The sequence below is a fragment of the Bacillus sp. 5RYD7K genome, assembly GCF_059831465.1.
This window is the reverse complement of record NZ_CP191200.1, coordinates 2086202-2103395: the sequence shown is the minus strand read 5'-3', so window position 1 is coordinate 2103395 and position 17194 is coordinate 2086202. Positions and strand designations below refer to the sequence as shown.

15 protein-coding genes, 2 tRNA genes and 1 other annotated feature are annotated in these 17194 nt (G+C 46.6%); of the genes, 1 reads left to right on the top strand and 16 read right to left on the bottom strand.

Annotated elements, in window-relative coordinates:
• Positions 1 to 65: 65 nt before the first annotated feature.
• The 11 genes from lonB to ilvB all read right to left on the bottom strand — a co-directional run bounded on the left by lonB (position 66) and on the right by ilvB (position 14054).
• Positions 66 to 1724 (bottom strand): ATP-dependent protease LonB, encoded by a 1659-nt coding sequence (lonB, locus tag ACQE26_RS10560; RefSeq protein WP_060964630.1) that lies wholly within the window; start codon positions 1722 to 1724, stop codon positions 66 to 68.
• A 148-nt stretch (positions 1725 to 1872) separates the two neighbouring features.
• Positions 1873 to 3135: an ATP-dependent protease ATP-binding subunit ClpX gene (gene clpX / locus ACQE26_RS10555; RefSeq protein ID WP_060964629.1), complete on the bottom strand. Its 1263-nt coding sequence runs from the start codon at positions 3133 to 3135 to the stop codon at positions 1873 to 1875.
• Between the two features lie 271 nt (positions 3136 to 3406).
• Positions 3407 to 4681: a trigger factor gene (gene tig / locus ACQE26_RS10550; protein WP_047475527.1), complete on the bottom strand. Its 1275-nt coding sequence runs from the start codon at positions 4679 to 4681 to the stop codon at positions 3407 to 3409.
• A gap of 216 nt (positions 4682 to 4897) precedes the next feature.
• Positions 4898 to 5902 carry a DNA damage checkpoint antagonist DdcA gene (gene ddcA, locus ACQE26_RS10545; RefSeq protein ID WP_060964628.1) on the bottom strand — a complete coding sequence of 335 codons (1005 nt, stop codon included), beginning with the start codon at positions 5900 to 5902 and terminating at the stop codon, positions 4898 to 4900.
• Positions 5903 to 6020: 118 nt separating this feature from the next.
• The gene (gene leuD, locus ACQE26_RS10540; protein WP_060964627.1) at positions 6021 to 6620 is read right to left on the bottom strand and encodes a 3-isopropylmalate dehydratase small subunit; all 600 of its coding nucleotides are present in this window, start codon (positions 6618 to 6620) and stop codon (positions 6021 to 6023) included.
• A gap of 15 nt (positions 6621 to 6635) precedes the next feature.
• Positions 6636 to 8054, bottom strand: coding sequence for a 3-isopropylmalate dehydratase large subunit (gene leuC / locus ACQE26_RS10535; protein WP_500469292.1), 1419 nt, complete (start codon positions 8052 to 8054; stop codon positions 6636 to 6638).
• A 48-nt stretch (positions 8055 to 8102) separates the two neighbouring features.
• Complete coding sequence (gene leuB / locus ACQE26_RS10530; RefSeq protein WP_064777684.1) at positions 8103 to 9200, bottom strand: 3-isopropylmalate dehydrogenase; 1098 nt, start codon at positions 9198 to 9200, stop codon at positions 8103 to 8105.
• 20 nt (positions 9201 to 9220) lie between these two features.
• On the bottom strand, positions 9221 to 10777 hold the full coding sequence (locus ACQE26_RS10525) for a 2-isopropylmalate synthase (RefSeq protein WP_500469290.1): 1557 nt from the start codon (positions 10775 to 10777) through the stop codon (positions 9221 to 9223).
• On the bottom strand, positions 10764 to 11792 hold the full coding sequence (ilvC, locus tag ACQE26_RS10520; RefSeq protein ID WP_045926463.1) for a ketol-acid reductoisomerase: 1029 nt from the start codon (positions 11790 to 11792) through the stop codon (positions 10764 to 10766). Before ilvC ends, ACQE26_RS10525 begins: the two co-directional genes overlap by 14 nt.
• Before the next feature lie 22 nt (positions 11793 to 11814).
• Positions 11815 to 12333 carry an acetolactate synthase small subunit gene (gene ilvN, locus ACQE26_RS10515; protein WP_016938753.1) on the bottom strand — a complete coding sequence of 173 codons (519 nt, stop codon included), beginning with the start codon at positions 12331 to 12333 and terminating at the stop codon, positions 11815 to 11817.
• The gene (gene ilvB / locus ACQE26_RS10510) at positions 12330 to 14054 is read right to left on the bottom strand and encodes an acetolactate synthase large subunit (RefSeq protein ID WP_500469288.1); all 1725 of its coding nucleotides are present in this window, start codon (positions 14052 to 14054) and stop codon (positions 12330 to 12332) included. Before ilvB ends, ilvN begins: the two co-directional genes overlap by 4 nt.
• A 119-nt stretch (positions 14055 to 14173) precedes the next feature.
• Positions 14174 to 14427, bottom strand: a binding site (T-box leader).
• Between the two features lie 424 nt (positions 14428 to 14851).
• On the opposite strand from ilvB, the gene ACQE26_RS10505 reads away from it, so the two are divergent.
• Positions 14852 to 15202 (top strand): DNA helicase, encoded by a 351-nt coding sequence (locus ACQE26_RS10505; protein ID WP_438420339.1) that lies wholly within the window; start codon positions 14852 to 14854, stop codon positions 15200 to 15202.
• 37 nt (positions 15203 to 15239) lie between these two features.
• Here ACQE26_RS10505 and ACQE26_RS10500 read toward each other — a convergent pair whose 3' ends face one another.
• The 5 genes from ACQE26_RS10500 to ACQE26_RS10480 form a co-directional block, all read right to left on the bottom strand.
• Positions 15240 to 15425 (bottom strand): hypothetical protein, encoded by a 186-nt coding sequence (locus ACQE26_RS10500; RefSeq protein WP_045926459.1) that lies wholly within the window; start codon positions 15423 to 15425, stop codon positions 15240 to 15242.
• A gap of 253 nt (positions 15426 to 15678) precedes the next feature.
• Positions 15679 to 15752 (bottom strand) — tRNA-Arg (locus ACQE26_RS10495).
• A 124-nt stretch (positions 15753 to 15876) separates the two neighbouring features.
• Positions 15877 to 15950: transfer RNA gene (locus ACQE26_RS10490), tRNA-Arg, on the bottom strand.
• Positions 15951 to 16063: 113 nt separating this feature from the next.
• Positions 16064 to 16573, bottom strand: a complete 510-nt coding sequence (locus tag ACQE26_RS10485) for a YfcE family phosphodiesterase (protein ID WP_500469286.1) — start codon at positions 16571 to 16573, stop codon at positions 16064 to 16066.
• Between the two features lie 16 nt (positions 16574 to 16589).
• Positions 16590 to 17186 carry an XTP/dITP diphosphatase gene (locus tag ACQE26_RS10480; RefSeq protein WP_088030569.1) on the bottom strand — a complete coding sequence of 199 codons (597 nt, stop codon included), beginning with the start codon at positions 17184 to 17186 and terminating at the stop codon, positions 16590 to 16592.
• Positions 17187 to 17194 lie beyond the last annotated feature (8 nt).

Genomic DNA, 17194 nt, shown 5'->3' with positions numbered 1-17194 from the left:
TTTCTTTCTGTTCTGAAAAAGGAAAAGATGTCCTCCATAAAAAAACCCCATTATAAAAATGGGGTTTATACGGATTCTTTATTCATTTGGATATCAAACGGTTTTTGTTCTGAAGGCGGATCAACCAATATGACGTCAAGTACTTCCTGGAACGTTTTTACCGCCTTAATGGTGATTCCGTCTATTCGTTTCAGAATGGACTGCTGATTTTCGTAAGGGATAATAACGGTTTTAGCTCCGGCCTGTTTCGCGGCTTTAATTTTCGGAATGACGCCGCCGATCGGTTTGACAAGGCCCGTCAGGCTGATCTCTCCCGTCATCGCCACCGTATGGTCGATAGGGATGCGGTGAATCGCGGAAAAAATCCCCGCGGCCATCGCGATGCCCGCTGACGGTCCGTCAATCGGGCCTCCGCCCGGAAAATTGACATGAATGTCATAGTCCGAAGGTTTGATGCCCATTGTGCGGAGAACCGTCAGAACGTTTTCCACCGATCCCTTCGCCATGCTTTTGCGGCGGATCGACTTCGATTGGCTGCCGATGCTCTCTTCCTCTGCAATCCCCGTAATATTCAGGCTTCCTTTGTCCTGTGCAGGCGTGACATTCACTTCGATTTCCAGCAATGCGCCGCTGTTCGGCCCGTATACGGCAAGTCCGTTCACGATGCCGACTTGCGGTTCATCAGCGATTTTCTGCTCATTTTTAGGTGTGAGCTGACTGGAATGAACAACCCATTCTATATCTTCTGTCGTAATTTCGTTTCTGTCTTCGGTCACCGCCATGCCGGCAGCAATCTGGATCATATTGACGGCTTCACGGCCGTTTCTCGTATATGCGGTCAGGACACCGAGAGCCTCATCAGAAATCTCTTTCTGAATTTTGTCGGCGGCTTTTTTCGCTACGGTTTTAAGCTCATCCTTTTCCAGCTCACGGAAAAACACTTCAAGACAGCGCGAACGGATGGCGGGCGGAATTTCAGTCGGCATTCTCGTCGTCGCTCCGATCAAGCGGAAATCCGCGGGAAGCCCGTTTTGAAAAATATCATGAATATGATTCGGGATTTGCGTATTTTCCTCACTGTAATACGCACTGTCTAAAAAGACTTTCCGATCTTCAAGCACCTTCAGCATTTTATTCATCTGAATCGGGTGAAGCTCACCGATTTCATCAATAAATAGCACGCCGCCGTGCGCATGAGTCACAGCCCCCTGCTTCGGCTGCGGAATGCCCGCCTGCCCCATCGCTCCCGCTCCCTGATAAATCGGATCATGCACTGAACCGATAAGCGGATCGGCAATACCCCGTTCATCAAATCGCGCGGTCGTCGCATCAAGCTCAACAAAAACAGCCTGATTTTGAAATGGTGACTGTTTATGCTTTTTCGCTTCTTCCAATACCAGCCGCGCCGCAGCCGTTTTACCGACTCCGGGAGGCCCGTAAATGATCACGTGCTGCGGATTCGGACCGCAAAGCGCAGCTTTTAACGCTTTAATCCCATCCTCCTGGCCGACAATATCCTGAAAGCTTTTCGGCCGCACCTTTTCTGATAAAGGTTCTGACAAACTGATGGCGCGCATTTTGCGAAGCTGTTCCATTTCTTTTTTTGATTCTTTATCTATCGTCACTTTTTGTGTACGCTGGTTTTTGAGCAGATTCCAAAAATATAATCCGATGACTATCCCGAAAAACAGCTGTACAAATAATGCGATCCCTGTCCAACTCATGCTGGTCCCTCCTGAAAACGATTTATGTATCCAATTCATTCCTCTGTCCGCTAGTATCTCCCAGCAAAGCCCGGAATAAACATTTTCAGAAGGGTCAGGACAAGAAAAAAAACCTCCTGATCAATTCGAGTCAGGAGGTTTTGTCATGTTATGCTGATGTTTTATCTTGGCCGACAACTGTGCCGTCTTTTAATACAAGACGAGGCGCTTCACCGTCTGCGACTGTCGCTCCGGTAATGACACATTTTTCAATATCATCACGGGACGGCAGATCAAACATAACGTCAAGCATGATACCTTCAATGATAGAACGCAGGCCGCGTGCGCCTGTTTTACGCTCGATCGCTTTTTTCGCAATTTCAGATAATGCCTCGCCTTCAAATTCAAGCTCGACATCATCAAGTTCTAACATTTTCTTGTATTGTTTGACGAGTGCGTTTTTAGGTTTAGTCAGAATTTCAACCAGTGCCGTTTCATCAAGCTGCTCAAGGCTTGCAATAACAGGAAGACGGCCGATGAATTCAGGAATCAGACCGAAACGGAGCAAGTCTTCCGGAAGAACTTTAGAAAGCAGTTCTTCTTTTTCCAGGTCTGCCGCTTTATTATCTGAGCCGAAACCGATGACTTTTTGTCCGAGACGGCGTTTGATGATTTGTTCAATGCCGTCAAATGCACCGCCGCAAATGAACAGAATGTTCGTCGTATCGATCTGAATGAATTCCTGATGAGGATGTTTGCGTCCTCCTTGAGGCGGCACGCTTGCAACCGTTCCTTCAAGAATTTTCAGCAGCGCCTGCTGAACGCCTTCGCCTGATACGTCGCGTGTAATGGACGGGTTTTCAGATTTTCGCGCTACTTTATCGATTTCATCGATATAAATAATGCCTTTTTCTGCTTTTTCCACATCATAGTCTGCAGCCTGAATCAGCTTGAGGAGGATGTTTTCTACGTCCTCACCGACATATCCGGCTTCAGTCAGAGATGTAGCGTCCGCGATCGCAAACGGAACGTTCAGAATACGCGCAAGCGTCTGGGCGAGAAGTGTTTTCCCGCTTCCAGTCGGCCCGATTAATGAAATATTACTTTTAGAAAGCTCGACATCATCCACTTTACTGTTGGAGTTGATGCGTTTGTAATGGTTGTATACCGCAACCGCAAGTGATTTCTTCGCCTGATCCTGTCCGATGACATATTCATTCAGAATCTCACGGATTTCATGCGGCTTCGGAACGTCTTTAAATTCGACTTCTTCTTCTGTACCAAGCTCTTCCTCTACGATTTCTGTACAGAGCTCAATGCATTCGTCGCATATATATACACCCGGTCCTGCAACCAGCTTACGAACCTGATCTTGCGTTTTTCCGCAGAACGAGCATTTTAATTGTCCTTTTTCCTCGTTGAATTTAAACATTCTTTCACCCCTTAATCTTGTCTCACTTTTTCTTTTACCTGAAGGGCAAAAGAAAACGGTTCTTGCTACGATCGAGTATGTATTGCATTTTACCATACTTTCCAGTAAGACGGTAACAATGTGTTTCGCGCTTGCACATTCTATATGTATGACAAAAAACAGCCCGGCAATGACTATCTTGCCCCAAGAAAAAGAGTTATATCATAATTGTACAAAACAAGGCACGAAATAATCGCGCCCTGTTTCATTATGTCTATTATTATGAACCATATTAACGGTTTTCTACAAGAAAATCAATTGCTTTTCGAACTTTTAAATCTTCTTTCATCGCGTCAGTTGAACCGATTGCCTGCTTGATGTTTTCAACCGGCATGTTGTATGCTTCAGCCATTTTAGTGAGCTCAGCTTCAACTTCTTCGTCAGTCACTTCAAGGTTTTCAGCTTGAGCGATCGCTTCAAGAGTCAGGTTTGATTTTACGCGTTTTGCGGCATCTTCTTTCATTTGCTCTTTTAACGCATTTTCATCTTGACCTGAGAATTGAGTGTAAAGCTCAAGGTTCATGCCTTGCATTTGCAGACGCTGTTCGAATTCTTTCAGCATGCGGTCAAGCTCAGTGTCGATCATCGCTTGAGGAACATCAGCTTCAGCATTTTCAGATGCTTTCAGCACAAGCTCTTCACGCAATTTAGCGTCAGCTTCGTTTTCTTTCGCTTCTTCAAGGCGTTTTTTTGTTTTCTCAGTTAATTCAGCAAGCGTTTCAACTTCTTCGTCAACGTCTTTTGCGAATTCGTCGTTAAGCTCAGGAAGCTCTTTCGCTTTGATTTCATGAATTTTCACTTTGAAGACAGCTGGTTTGCCTGCAAGATCTTCAGCGTGGTACTCTTCAGGGAATGTTACTTCAACATCCTTTTCAGCTCCTGCTTCAAGACCAGTCAGCTGCTCTTCGAAGCCCGGGATGAATGAACCTGATCCTACTTCAAGTGAGTAGTTCTCAGCTTTTCCGCCTTCAAATGCTTCTCCGTCAACAAAACCTTCGAAGTCAAGAACGACTGTATCGCCGTTTTCAACAGCGCCTTCTTCTTTTACGACAAGCTCAGCCTGACGCTCCTGAAGCGCTTTAAGTTCGTTTTGTACGTCTTCGTCAGTAACGGCAGTGTCATCTTTTTCGATTCCTAAGCCTTTGTAGTCGCCAAGTTTCACTTCCGGTTTTACAGTCACTTTTGCAGTGAAAATTAAGCTTTCGCCTTTTTCGATTTTTTCAACATCGATTTCAGGACGGTCTACAGGCTCAATGCCGGCTTCTTCAACCGCTTTAGGGTATTCTACAGGAAGTAAAATATCTAAAGCATCCTGGTAAAGAGCTTCAACGCCGAAACGCTGTTCGAATAAACCGCGCGGAACTTTCCCTTTGCGGAATCCAGGAATAGAAACCTGTTTTACTACTTTTTTAAATGCATCATCAAGAGCTGTTTTGAACGTTTCCGCATCAACTTCAACCGTTAATACGCCTTCGTTGCCTTCTTGTTTTTCCCATTTTACAGACATGTGTTTCCCTCCAAAAATCTATTCAGGTTGTGTCGGTCTTCCATTCTAAAGCAATCCGCGGCTTTGTCAAAGAAAAAACCGCTTTGAATCAGAATCATTATGTAATGAACTGGCAGCCTGTCCAACCGTAATTCTCATTTCAGTTAAACCGCTATACATAAATACAACCACTATATTATAACATAACGCCTATCGCTTTCAACTATATGGCGTGATTTACAAATAAGAAATTTCTTCAATATCCTTAATCATCGTGCAGGCTTCTTCGAGTTCGCGGCTGTCAAACTCGTACATCATATGAAGTTCCTCCGGCTCAATGTCAATGCCGTGCATCTCGTAACCGACCTTATGAAGCGCCGCAGCCCATAAATCAGCGTTCAAAAGCTTCGGCATAAAGGGGTGCAGGACGTACAGATGCCTTCTCCACAGTTCCTCAACGGCGGCGTATAATGTAGGGTTTTCATTGCCAAGCGTTTCATCAAGCACCCGGAGAACGCGGTGCAAAATCGGCGCCGCATCAGGCTGAACGGTTTCACTCGGTATCGCGGTCATTGAATCGCCGAATTTTGTAATATGGACCGGCTTGCTGTAATCGTGCTCCGCCATCAGCGTCAAAATCATCGTCTTGATCAGCGGATGTGCGCCCGGATCTTGCAGAATCGTTTTTAACAGACCCGTGTATTTCGCAATATTGCGGTCTTTGAGAGAATGGATCAGGTTCATTTGTTCAGCGGGGCTGTTCAGCACTTTTTCCGCATCAAGAACGTCTTCATATTCCTCCTCCCACACCTCGTCCTGCTGATCGGGATCGGTCATTTTGCGGCTGAATTCGAGCAGCCGATAGAATTGCTCCGCACTTTCTGCGGGGAGCTGGTTTTCTTCCAGCACAGCTTCAATTGTGCTTTTGACTTCTTCATATTGTTTCAGCTGAATCAAAATGGTCATGTACACCTGCAGCACGGTAAAATAATGGCCGTACCCTTCGTTCAGCATTTTCTCGCAAACTTGTTTTGCTTCTTCCAATTCCCCGAGCTCCAGAAAACAAATCGCCATGCCTAAATGTACGTCGGACTCGGTATCGCCGTGGCTTACCGCCTCTGAAAACAGTTCGAGGGCCTCCTGGTACTGTTTATCCTTCATGGCGGCCATCCCTTTATCAACCAAGCGTTCTTTCAGACGGGGGAAAGGAATGATATCAGCTTTTTTCTTGTCATGCGTCATACTCTATTTCCTTTCAGGCGCTTATTTTGTTCAAGTGTATCAACACGCGTCATGAAACACAAGAAAGGATAACGCACATGGCAAAAAAAGCCGCCGGATAAATCCCGGGCGGCTTTTTTCAGGCTTGAAGCCAAGAACTTCTTTTCGATTCAAACTGCTGAATGTCGTCCTCCAGCAGGAGCGTTAATGAAATTTCATCATAGCCGTTAATCAGCATTTCCTTCCAGTGCGGATCGACTTCAAATGAAATTTCTCTTCCTTCACTGTCATGGATGAGCTGGTTTTCCAAATCAACCGTCATGTGAAGAGACTGATTTTCATATTGACCGGCAAGTTTTTTCCATTGATCATACGGCATACGGATAGGAAGCATTCCGTTTTTAAAACAGTTTTGATGAAAAATATCGGCAAATGACGGAGCAATGATGATTTTGAATCCGTAATCATCCAGCGCCCAAGGAGCATGCTCACGGGATGATCCGCAGCCGAAATTCTCTCCGGCAATTAATATGGACGCGCCTTCATAGACTTTGCGGTTTAATTCAAATTCAGGATCAGGCTCACCGTTCTCAAGGTATCTCCAATCAAAAAACGCGAATCTGCCGTATCCGGTTCTTTCAATTCTTTTCAGAAACTGTTTCGGAATAATCTGGTCGGTGTCAACGTTGATCCGGTTTAAGACGGCCGCTTTTCCGGTATGCGTTTTTAAAGGTTCCATCTTTTCGCACACTCCTTACACAACTGTTTTTTCTTGATAAAACTTTCTTACATCGACGAAATGCCCGTGAATGGCTGCCATTGCCGCCATTGCAGGACTGACAAGGTGTGTTCTCGCGCCTTTTCCCTGTCTGCCTTCGAAGTTGCGGTTGGAAGTGGAAGCGCATCGCTCCCCTTCAGGCACGACATCATTGTTCATACTGAGGCACATGCTGCAGCCTGATTCTCTCCATTCAAAGCCCGCTTCAAGAAACACACGGTGCAGCCCTTCTTCCTCCGCCTGCTGTTTCACGCTTTGAGAGCCCGGCACCACAATGGCTCTGACGCTGTCGGCGACTTTTCGGCCTTTGATCATATCAGCAGCCTGGCGAAGGTCGGTCATCCGCGAATTTGTACAAGAGCCGATAAACACATGCTCGACTTTAATATCTTCAATTTTTTGATTCGGTTCAATCCCCATGTAATCGTAGGCACGGATGGCCTCTTTTTTATCGTCTTCAGAATCAATGGTTTCCGGCGCCGGTATTTGGGCATCGACCGGAAGAACCATGCCTGGGTTGATGCCCCAAGTTACCATTGGAGAAATCTCGCTGCCGTCTAACACGATGGAATGATCGTATACGGCGCCCGGATCGGTTTTTAACGCTTTCCATTCTGCGGCGGCTTTTTCAAATTCCTCGCCTTTTGGCGCGTATTTACGGTTTTTACAGTATTCGATCGTCGTTTCATCAGGAGCGATCAGTCCCGCACGGGCTCCCGCTTCTATTGACATATTGCAGACCGTCATGCGTTCGTCCATAGACATGTTTCTGAATACTTCCCCGGTGTATTCTATGACATATCCGGTACCGAATCTCACCCCGTATTTTCCGATGACCGACAAGATGACATCCTTTGCGGTCACTCCTTTTTGGAGCGTTCCGTCAACGCGGATTTCAAGCGTTTTCGGCCGCTGCTGCCAGAGTGTCTGTGTGGAGAGAACATGCTCCACCTCACTTGTGCCGATACCGAAGGCAAGCGCTCCGAATGCGCCGTGAGTCGATGTATGGCTGTCTCCGCAAACGATCGTTTTCCCCGGAAGTGTCAGACCAAGCTCAGGCCCGACTACGTGAACGATCCCCTGGTCTGCGCTGTGAAGATCCGCAAGACGGACGCCGAACTCCTCGCAATTTCTTTCAAGCGCGGTTACTTGGCGCTTTGCGACTTCATCTTTAATGTCAAAACGGTTGACGGTCGGAATATTGTGGTCCATCGTCGCGAATGTATTCTGCGGCCGTCTGACTTTTCTTCCCTTCTGCCTTAATCCTTCAAACGCCTGAGGAGACGTCACCTCATGAATTAAGTGCAGATCAATATAGAGAAGGTCGGGTTTTCCTTCACCGCTTTTTACAACATGCCGATCCCAAATCTTTTCGATGATTGTTCGAGGCATCATCTTTGTTTCCTCCCTCTACCTATGAACTAAGACCGCTTTCTTTAAGCGTCATACTATAGATTTTGTATTCGCGCCGGCTATTGCGGCTTTTACTTTTTCAGTAATGTCATGCGTTCCGGCATATTGGCCGTCCCGGGCGATATCACGTGTACGGCTGCCGTCTGCAAGCACCTTTGCGACCGCCTTTTCTACCGCCTGCGCTTCGTTTTCAAGCCCGAAAGATGTTCTCAAAAGCATCGCCGCTGATAAAATCGCCGCAAACGGATTGGCCATCCCTTTACCGGCAATGTCAGGCGCAGATCCATGCACCGGTTCAAACAAGTGAAGACCTGAACTTGATAGACTGGCTGACGGCAGCATGCCGAGCGAACCTGTCAGCATGGAGGCTTCATCACTTAAAATATCGCCGAACATGTTTTCAGTTACGATGACATCAAACTGGTTCGGAGCATAGATGAGCTGCATCGCGGCATTATCGACAAGCATATGTTCAAGCGTCACATCAGGAAATTCTTTTGCGATTTCATCTGCCGTTTCACGCCACAGCCTGCTTGAAGAAAGCACATTCGCCTTATCAACTGACGTCACTTTTCCTTTTCTGCCGGCAGCCATTTTAAAGGCTTCTCTGACAACGCGTTCGATTTCTTCTTTCTTATAAAAGAGGGTATCGACCGCTTCTTTTTCTCCCGCTTCATTGACATACTGTCTGCTCGGCTCTCCGAAGTAAAGGCCGCCCGTCAGTTCCCTGACGATTACAAAGTCAACGCCGCTGATATATTCTTTTTTCAGGGGAGATGCCTCAGACAGGCTTTCAAATACGGTCACCGGACGCAGATTGGCAAACAGGCCGAGTTTTTTTCTGATGCCGAGCAGGCCTTTTTCCGGTCTGAGCTCCGGAGGATTTTGGTCCCATTTCGGTCCGCCGACTGCACCGAGCAGGATGGCGTCAGACCTCTCGCAAAGAGCCACCGTCTCCTCAGGAAGGGGATTTTGATGGGCGTCAATAGCCGCCCCCCCGATCAGCCCGTTTTCAAATTCAAATTCATGTCCGAATTGTTCGGCAACGCTTTTCAATACATCTGCCGCTGATTCCGCCACTTCCGGTCCGATTCCGTCACCGGGAAGCAAAGCAATGCGTTTTTTCAAATCAAACGTTCTCCTTTCTATTACGAGCCGACCGCAGTCTGTCTCTTTAATCCGTCTATATTGCAATCCAGCACCAATTGCCGGTTCACAGCATTCAAATATGCTTTTGCAGAAGCTTCCAAAACATCCTGCGCGATTCCCCGCCCTGATGATTCTTTTCCGTTCACGGTCACTCTGACGTAAACCTGAGCCAGCGCGTCTTCACCTTTTCGGTTGGATTGAATGCGGTAATCCATCAGTTCAATATCTTTATTAATACAGCGACCGAGCGTGTTATAAACGGCTTCTATGCTGCCTGCCCCTGTTGCCGCCTCTTGCATCAGCTGTTCGTTTTCCTGATTTTTCAAAGAGACTGTTGCAGTGGGCACCTGAGACGTCCCGTAATGCACTTGCAGAGACAAAAATTCATAGCCGATTTTTTTGTCCATCACTTTTTCTTCTAAAATAAGAGAAATCAAGTCATCATCGGTGATTTCTTTTTTCTTTTCGGTCAGTTCTTTAAACATCGTAAAATATTTATTGATTTCATCACTATCAAACTGGAATCCAAGCGTATTCAGGCGATCTTTGAACGCGTGGCGTCCGGAATGCTTTCCGAGCACGAGCGCATCCGCTGTCACACCGACAAGTTCCGGTGAAATAATTTCATATGTTGATTTTTCTTTCAGGAAACCGTCTTGGTGAATACCCGACTCATGGGCGAAAGCGTTATCTCCGACGATCGCTTTATTGCGGGGAACGGCCATGCCCGTCAGTTTGCTGACAAGATCACTCGTCCGCTTCAATTCATGAAGAGTGAGAGATGAATCAGCTTGATATGCGTCATTTCTGACATGAAGCGCAACGGCGATTTCTTCAAGCGCGGCGTTCCCGGCTCTTTCTCCTATGCCGTTAATGGCGCATTCAATTTGATCAGCGCCGTTCTCAATTGCCGAAAGTGAGTTGGCAACCGCCATTCCGAGATCATCGTGGCAATGAGCTGAGAGCTTTACCCGGCTGATATTCGGAACGTGTTCCTTCATATATTTAAAGATGTTTCCGTATTCCGCCGGCGTCAGGTAGCCTACAGTGTCCGGCAGGTTGATGACGCTCGCGCCGGCATCAATCACTTCTTCTACGATTTCAGCCAAAAACGGAAGTTCGGTGCGGCATGCGTCTTCTGCTGACCATTGAACGACCGGGAAGCGTTCTTTTGCATACTTCACCATTTCAACCGCTTTTTCCTTAACCTCTTCCCGCGTCATTTTCAGCTTATGCTTCAGATGAATGTCTGAGGTGGCGATAAAGATGTGAATCCGCGGGCTGGCCCCGTCTTTCAGCGCTTCCCAGGCTGCGTCGATGTCACCTTTGACAGAACGGGCAAGCCCTGTTACCGAACAATTTTTAATCGTTCTTGCGATTTCCTGCACGGCTAAAAAATCACCTCGGGATGAAGCGGGAAATCCCGCTTCAATAATGTCCACCCCGAGTCTTTCAAGCTGCTTGGCTATCGCCAGTTTCTCCCGCGCATTAAGGTTGACCCCGGGAGATTGTTCACCGTCACGAAGGGTCGTGTCGAAAACGTTAATTTTGCGCAACGGAGACCACCGCTTCCTTCTTTTTACCTTGTTTGACAAACGGCATCATTTCACGAAGCTGTCTGCCGACCTTTTCAATCTGATGCTCGTTTTCACTTGCATTGATCGCATTGAAGCGAGGACGGTTCACTTGGTTTTCCACGATCCATTCTTTTGCGAATGTACCGTTTTGAATATCCGTTAATACTTGTTTCATAGATTCTTTTACCTTCTCATCGACTACGCGCGGTCCTGATACAAAATCTCCCCATTGAGCCGTATCGGAGATAGAGTATCTCATGCCCGCCAAGCCTTCTTCATACATTAAGTCTACGATCAATTTCAGTTCGTGCAGACACTCGAAGTATGCGAGTTCAGGCTGGTATCCGGCTTCTGTCAGCGTTTCAAAACCTGCTTTGACAAGCGCTGTTAAACCTCCGCAAAGAACAGCCTGCTCACCGAACAGATCCGTTTCCGTTTCTTCCTTAAATGTTGTTTCAAGAACCCCGGCACGCGCCCCGCCGATTCCTTTTGCGTAAGCAAGAGCCGTGTCTTTCGCTTCGCCTGATACATCCTGATAGATGGCAAACAATGCCGGTACACCTGCGCCTTGTTCATATGTTCTTCTGACAAGGTGTCCCGGTCCTTTAGGGGCGACAAGGAAGACATCTACATCAGCTGGAGGCACGATCTGATGGAAATGGACGTTAAATCCGTGTGCGAATACCAATGATTTGCCCGCCGTCAATTCATCTTTGATTTCAGCTTCATATACTTTTTGCTGCTGTTCATCCGGAAGAAGAACCATAATGATGTCAGCCTGGGCTGCCGCTTCTCTTACAGAAAATACTTGATGGCCGTCTTCTTGGGCCTGTGTAAATGATTTGCCTTGTCTGACGCCGACAATGACATCAATTCCGCTTTCTTTTAAGTTCAGCGCATGTGCGTGACCCTGTGAACCGTAACCGATAATCGCTACTTTTTTACCTGCCAATACGTTCTCTTTGATATCACCGTTATAATATACTTTTACCATTTTAATCTCTCCCTTTTTTGTGTTATACAATAGAAATTGTTTTATTGGATGACGCCTTTTGCTGGGTTCCCCTCGCAAAAGCCGTTGTGCCTGTTCTCGCGATTTCTTTAATGCCGTAAGGTTTGAGAAGCTCTATAAGGGCTTCGATTTTATCAGACTCGCCCGTGACCTGAACGACGATGCTGTCCTTTGAGACATCAACGACGGAAGCTCTGAACGGCTCAATGATTCCATTGATTTCCGTTCTGGTCGGCGGTGCAGAAACAACTTTAATCAGTGCAAGCTCACGCTGTACGATTGATTGGTTTGTAATATCCGTCACTTTCAGGACGTCAATTTGTTTGTTAAGCTGCTTTGTCAGCTGCTCAACGTCGTTTTCGCCTTCCACATGGACGACAAATGTAATCCTTGAAACACCGCTTGTTTCCGTGTGGCCTACAGTAATGCTTTCGATATTATAGTGTCTTTTTGTAAACAGGCCGGTGATCCGGTTTAATACCCCCGAGCGGTTGACCACCGTTAATGTGATAATGCGTTTCAAGGTTTCACCCCCACCATTTCATGAAGTCCTTTACCCGGCGCAATCATCGGGAATACTTTTTCGCTTTTGGCGACCCGGACATCAATAACGGCCGGCTCTTTTGATGAAAGCGCCTTTTGCAGCTCTTTTTCCGCCTCTTCTTCTGATGTAATCCGGATGCCTTTAATGCCGTAGGCTTCTGACAATTTGACAAAGTCAGGCTGCGCTGAGAATTTGGATTCAGAGTAGCGTTCTTCATAGAAGATTTCCTGCCACTGTCTGACCATGCCCAGGCATTCATTGTTCAAAATAATCACTTTGACCGGAAGATTCAGCTGCCGGATGACATCTAACTCCTGCAGGGTCATCTGAAAACCGCCGTCTCCGAGGATGGCAACGACCGTGGCGTTACGTTCTGCCAGCTGCGCTCCGATAGCCGCCGGAAGGCCGAAGCCCATTGTGCCGAGCCCTCCCGAGGTCACCCACTTATCAGCCTTTCGGAAAGGATAGAACTGAGCCGCCCACATCTGGTGCTGGCCGACATCCGTCGCCACAATCGCCTCTCCGTTTGTGAATTGGTGAATATACTCAATCAGCTTTTGGGGTTTTAAGCCCTCTTCACTGTCGTCTGTATACCAGAGCGGATATTCTTCTTTCCATTCGGAAAGCTGCTGTTTCCATTCATCTGACTGTCCCTGTTTTCCGTTTTGCTTCAATAGTTCCTGAAGGACGATTTTACTGTCGCCGACCACCGGGATCTGCGTTTCGATAATTTTTCCGATTTCAGCCGGATCAATATCGATGTGCGCCACTTTGGCCGATTTTGCAAAATGCTTCAGATTTCCTGTCACACGATCATCGAACCGAGCTCCGATGCTGATCAGCAAGTCACAGTGATAAAGCGCCATATTCGCTGTGTATGTGCCGTGCATTCCCGCCATCCCCAGAAAGAGAGGATGGTCTGCCGGGAAACCGCCCAGACCGAGAAGCGTGTGGGCTACCGGTATTTGCTGCTGTTCGGCATAATTTTTTAAATCTTCTGAAGCTTTACCGTGCAAAACACCCGCTCCGGCTAAAATAACCGGCTTTTTCGCACTGCTGACAGCTTCTACGAGCTTTCGGATCTGCAGATAGTTAGGCTCTTTTACCGGCTGATAACCTGGAAGATTGATCTCATGATCATATCTGAATTCCCCTTCAAATGCTGCGACATCCTTCGGAATATCAATTAATACCGGACCCGGTCTTCCCGTCGTGGCGATATGGAAAGCCTCTTTGATCACACGGGGAAGATCTTCCGGACGGCGGACCTGATAGCTGTGTTTCGTAATCGGCATCGTAATTCCTAAAATGTCGGCTTCCTGGAAAGCGTCGCTGCCGATGACCGAAGTGGCCACCTGGCCTGTAAACACTACGAGCGGCAGTGAATCAATCATCGCGTCCGCAAGACCGGTCACTAAGTTTGTCGCTCCGGGTCCTGAAGTAGCGATGACAACCCCCGGCTTCCCTGAGACTCTCGCATACCCTTCGGCCGCATGAATCGCGCCTTGCTCGTGCCGGGGCAGGATGTGAACCAATCCTGATTGATAAAGCTTATCGTAAATCGGAAGAACGGCTCCCCCCGGATATCCGAAGATCATTTCGACTTTTTCTTTCTTTAATGATTCAATCAGCATCAGAGCCCCGTTCATTGTCTTTGTACAATCGGCAGACGTAGTATCCGCCTGTACATTTGTGCCCATTTTCAGTTCCTCCTTTTCAATGTTCCCTTCTAAAATCAAATTCATAAAACGCAGCGCCGGCTGACGCAAATAAAAAAGCCTTCCCACCCACATTCAGCCAAGCATTTCATGCGATAGCCAAAAGGGGCGAAAAGGCTTTGCTTTCCGCGGTACCACCCTTGTTTACGGTCATATGAAGACCGTCTCATGGATAAATTACTATCCGTTTTGATAACGAGTAAACGTTGCGTTCACTCGGCCGAGTCCTACTCTTCACATTTCAGACCGGCACTCTGAGGCGAGTTCACTTTGCTTTGTTTTTGCCGGCTCTCAGCGTTACCGGCTCTCTGTAAAAAACTTCTGCAAAGCTACTTATCCTCTTCTGCGCTTTTTATTATAGCGGCTCTTTTATTTAAAAAAGAACCCTCATTTGTTTGTTTTTCAGTGTTTTATGATTTTTCTTTTTAGTGTGAATCATTTATTTATTTTTGTTTGAACTCATATTACGCCCGTTTGCAGACAGTGTCAACAGCATTTTTATAATTATTAGACAATTTAGATTAATCAATCTATTTTGTATACGCTTTCATTACTGGTACAAAGGGATCTGTAAATGTTAAAAGTTTTTATCATTTTTTTATTAATCTCTCAAGATTACATGAAATTTTTCCGTTCTTATACGATTATGTCACATTTTATTACACGATTTTTCATGTTCTTTCCGGTCTGCTTGTCAGATATTCCGTTCGAATTGAACAGGCTCTTTATACAGACATACGCATACACTGTTCTTATCTCGTGAAGAAATGAGTGATGTCATGAATAAGATGTTATCAGGCATGCAAGGCCTGCCACCTGGATTTCCGCCTTTACCGGTTCTGCCGCCGCAGTCTTATTATCCTCCGGCACCGATGCATACAGCTCCGTTTCAGGGCGGCCCTTCTTTTCAGCAGGGATTTCCGTCAACTGGATACGGACAGCAGACCCCGCAAAGCTCGCTGTCATTCGCCGGGCAGCAATTCGTCCCATACCCTTATACAAGCGGGTACTACGGTCAAACCTTCAGTGATGTCGGCGGAAGCCTCGGCGCAGGGTCCCATCCCGGCGCGCTCGGGGGCGGTTTCAGCGGCCATGCCGGGGGCTTCAGCGCTCCGAGCGGATTCAGATGATATAAAAACCGGTCTTTCACGGCCGGTTTTTTCTTACTTACAGTGTATAACGGTCATTCCATTGATTTATTTCCTGCTCCGTATCGTAATCAGCCTTTGAAACCTCAACAATGATTAAACCGCATTGAGTCATTAAAAATTGTTTCAGTTCCTCAAACAGCTCGTCTTTTCCGCAAAAGATCGTTTCTATCTTGTCATTTTTATATGCAAATGCGTACTTCAAAAGCTAATTCCTCCCGCTGTCTTTCTATCAAATATTAACAAAATAAATAATAGAAATTAGATATTTTATCACTCAAGGGCGCCTTAAGTATCTTTATACATATATTTCTTACGGTAAATATTTCATTAAGTTTCATTTATATTAAAATTCCTTTACAATTTTCATTAAATACAGGACTTTTATTTCATAAAATAAAAAACAAATACAAAAAAAACCTCAAACCCATTGTCAGGGCTTGAGGTTTTTTATTATACGTCCCAGGAGAGATTCGAACTCCCGACCGACGGCTTAGAAGGCCGTTGCTCTATCCGGCTGAGCTACTGGGACATGAAAATCAAATCGTTCTGCTGATCATTTTACCATGATGTCAGCGAATTGACAATATGGTCATCAGATAAAAAAGGCCAGCGTCATCAGTTTTCACTCTGATGTCACCAGCTCTTTTTCTGTACGTCCCAGGAGAGATTCGAACTCCCGACCGACGGCTTAGAAGGCCGTTGCTCTATCCAGCTGAGCTACTGGGACAGGTTTTGCTTTATGTATCAGCGACAAGATTTATTATATACAGGTTCATGTCATAAGTCAATATTTTTTTAGAAACTTTTGATGGGGAAGAAAGAAATCTTCCCCATCGAATGTTAAAAGCTGATTGTATTCCGCAAGTCCTTCAATTCCCGACCCGTTTCGTCGTAAAACGTCACAGTGCCTTCACTTTCTGTAAGAGTAAGAATGGCATAGCTCTTCACATTGCGGACTCTCGGAAGGCGGATGCTGCCAGGGTTAATCAAAAGCTTGCCCCGAAGCACTTCACTCCCGGCAATATGCGAGTGGCCGAAGCAGACGATATCCGCCCCAAGCTCTTCCGCCCGGTAAAAAACAGTTAAAAGTGACTGTTTAATGCCGTGAAGATGTCCGTGTACGGCCAGGATTTTCTTTGAACCGGCGTCCAGCAGGAGCTCCTCCTGAAACCCGCCGCCAAAGTCGCAATTGCCTTTCACCGTGTGATACGGCACAAGCGCCGGGTGTGCGGCATCAAGCTCTGAATCACCGCAATGAATCATCAGATCCGCTTCGGCTTCGTGCCGCTTCGAGATCGTCTCCAATTCGTCTTCGAGGCCGTGACTGTCACTTATTATCAGCACTTTCATTGCATTACGCTCCCCCTTACGCGTCAAGCAGCTTTGACAGTTTCTTGAGCGCTTCCGCCCTGTGGCTGATTTTGTTTTTCTCAGCGCTTGTCAGCTGAGCCATTGTTTTATCTTTATCCTTTACAATAAAAATGGGATCATAGCCGAACCCGTTATCTCCTTCGGGTTCTTCTGCTATATATCCTTCAACATGACCTTCAACCGTTTTTGTTTCCTGCCCCGGCATGCTGACGGCAAGGGCGCAGCGGAAACGGGCCGTACGCTGCTCTTTTTCGATGCCTTTTAATTCTGACAGCACCTTGTCCATATTCGCCTTATCATCTTTTGCTTCGCCGGCATAACGGGCTGAATAAACGCCCGGTCTGCCTCCAAGATTGTCCACTGATAAACCGGAGTCGTCTGCAATGACCATTTTGTTGACGGCTTTTGCCACGGCTTCCGCTTTTAAGATGGCGTTTTCTTCAAAGGTGTGTCCGGTTTCCTCAATTTCTTCCGTAAATCCGATTTCCGCCAAAGAAGAGACGCTGTAGCCTTTCGGTTCGAGTATTTCCTTAAATTCTTTTACTTTTCCCGGATTGTGTGTCGCAATAATAGCTTCTTTCACGCTGATCAGGCCTCTCT

Excerpts from the sequence above, each read along its gene's own strand:
- lonB (WP_060964630.1), bottom strand. The coding sequence starts at position 1,724 with ATGAGTTGGACAGGGATCGCATTATTTGTACAGCTGTTTTTCGGGATA.
- clpX (WP_060964629.1), bottom strand. The coding sequence starts at position 3,135 with ATGTTTAAATTCAACGAGGAAAAAGGACAATTAAAATGCTCGTTCTGC.
- tig (WP_047475527.1), bottom strand. The coding sequence starts at position 4,681 with ATGTCTGTAAAATGGGAAAAACAAGAAGGCAACGAAGGCGTATTAACG.
- ddcA (WP_060964628.1), bottom strand. The coding sequence starts at position 5,902 with ATGACGCATGACAAGAAAAAAGCTGATATCATTCCTTTCCCCCGTCTG.
- leuD (WP_060964627.1), bottom strand. The coding sequence starts at position 6,620 with ATGGAACCTTTAAAAACGCATACCGGAAAAGCGGCCGTCTTAAACCGG.
- leuC (WP_500469292.1), bottom strand. The coding sequence starts at position 8,054 with ATGATGCCTCGAACAATCATCGAAAAGATTTGGGATCGGCATGTTGTA.
- ilvC (WP_045926463.1), bottom strand. The coding sequence starts at position 11,792 with ATGGTAAAAGTATATTATAACGGTGATATCAAAGAGAACGTATTGGCA.
- ilvB (WP_500469288.1), bottom strand. The coding sequence starts at position 14,054 with ATGGGCACAAATGTACAGGCGGATACTACGTCTGCCGATTGTACAAAG.
- ACQE26_RS10505 (WP_438420339.1), top strand. The coding sequence starts at position 14,852 with ATGAATAAGATGTTATCAGGCATGCAAGGCCTGCCACCTGGATTTCCG.
- ACQE26_RS10485 (WP_500469286.1), bottom strand. The coding sequence starts at position 16,573 with ATGAAAGTGCTGATAATAAGTGACAGTCACGGCCTCGAAGACGAATTG.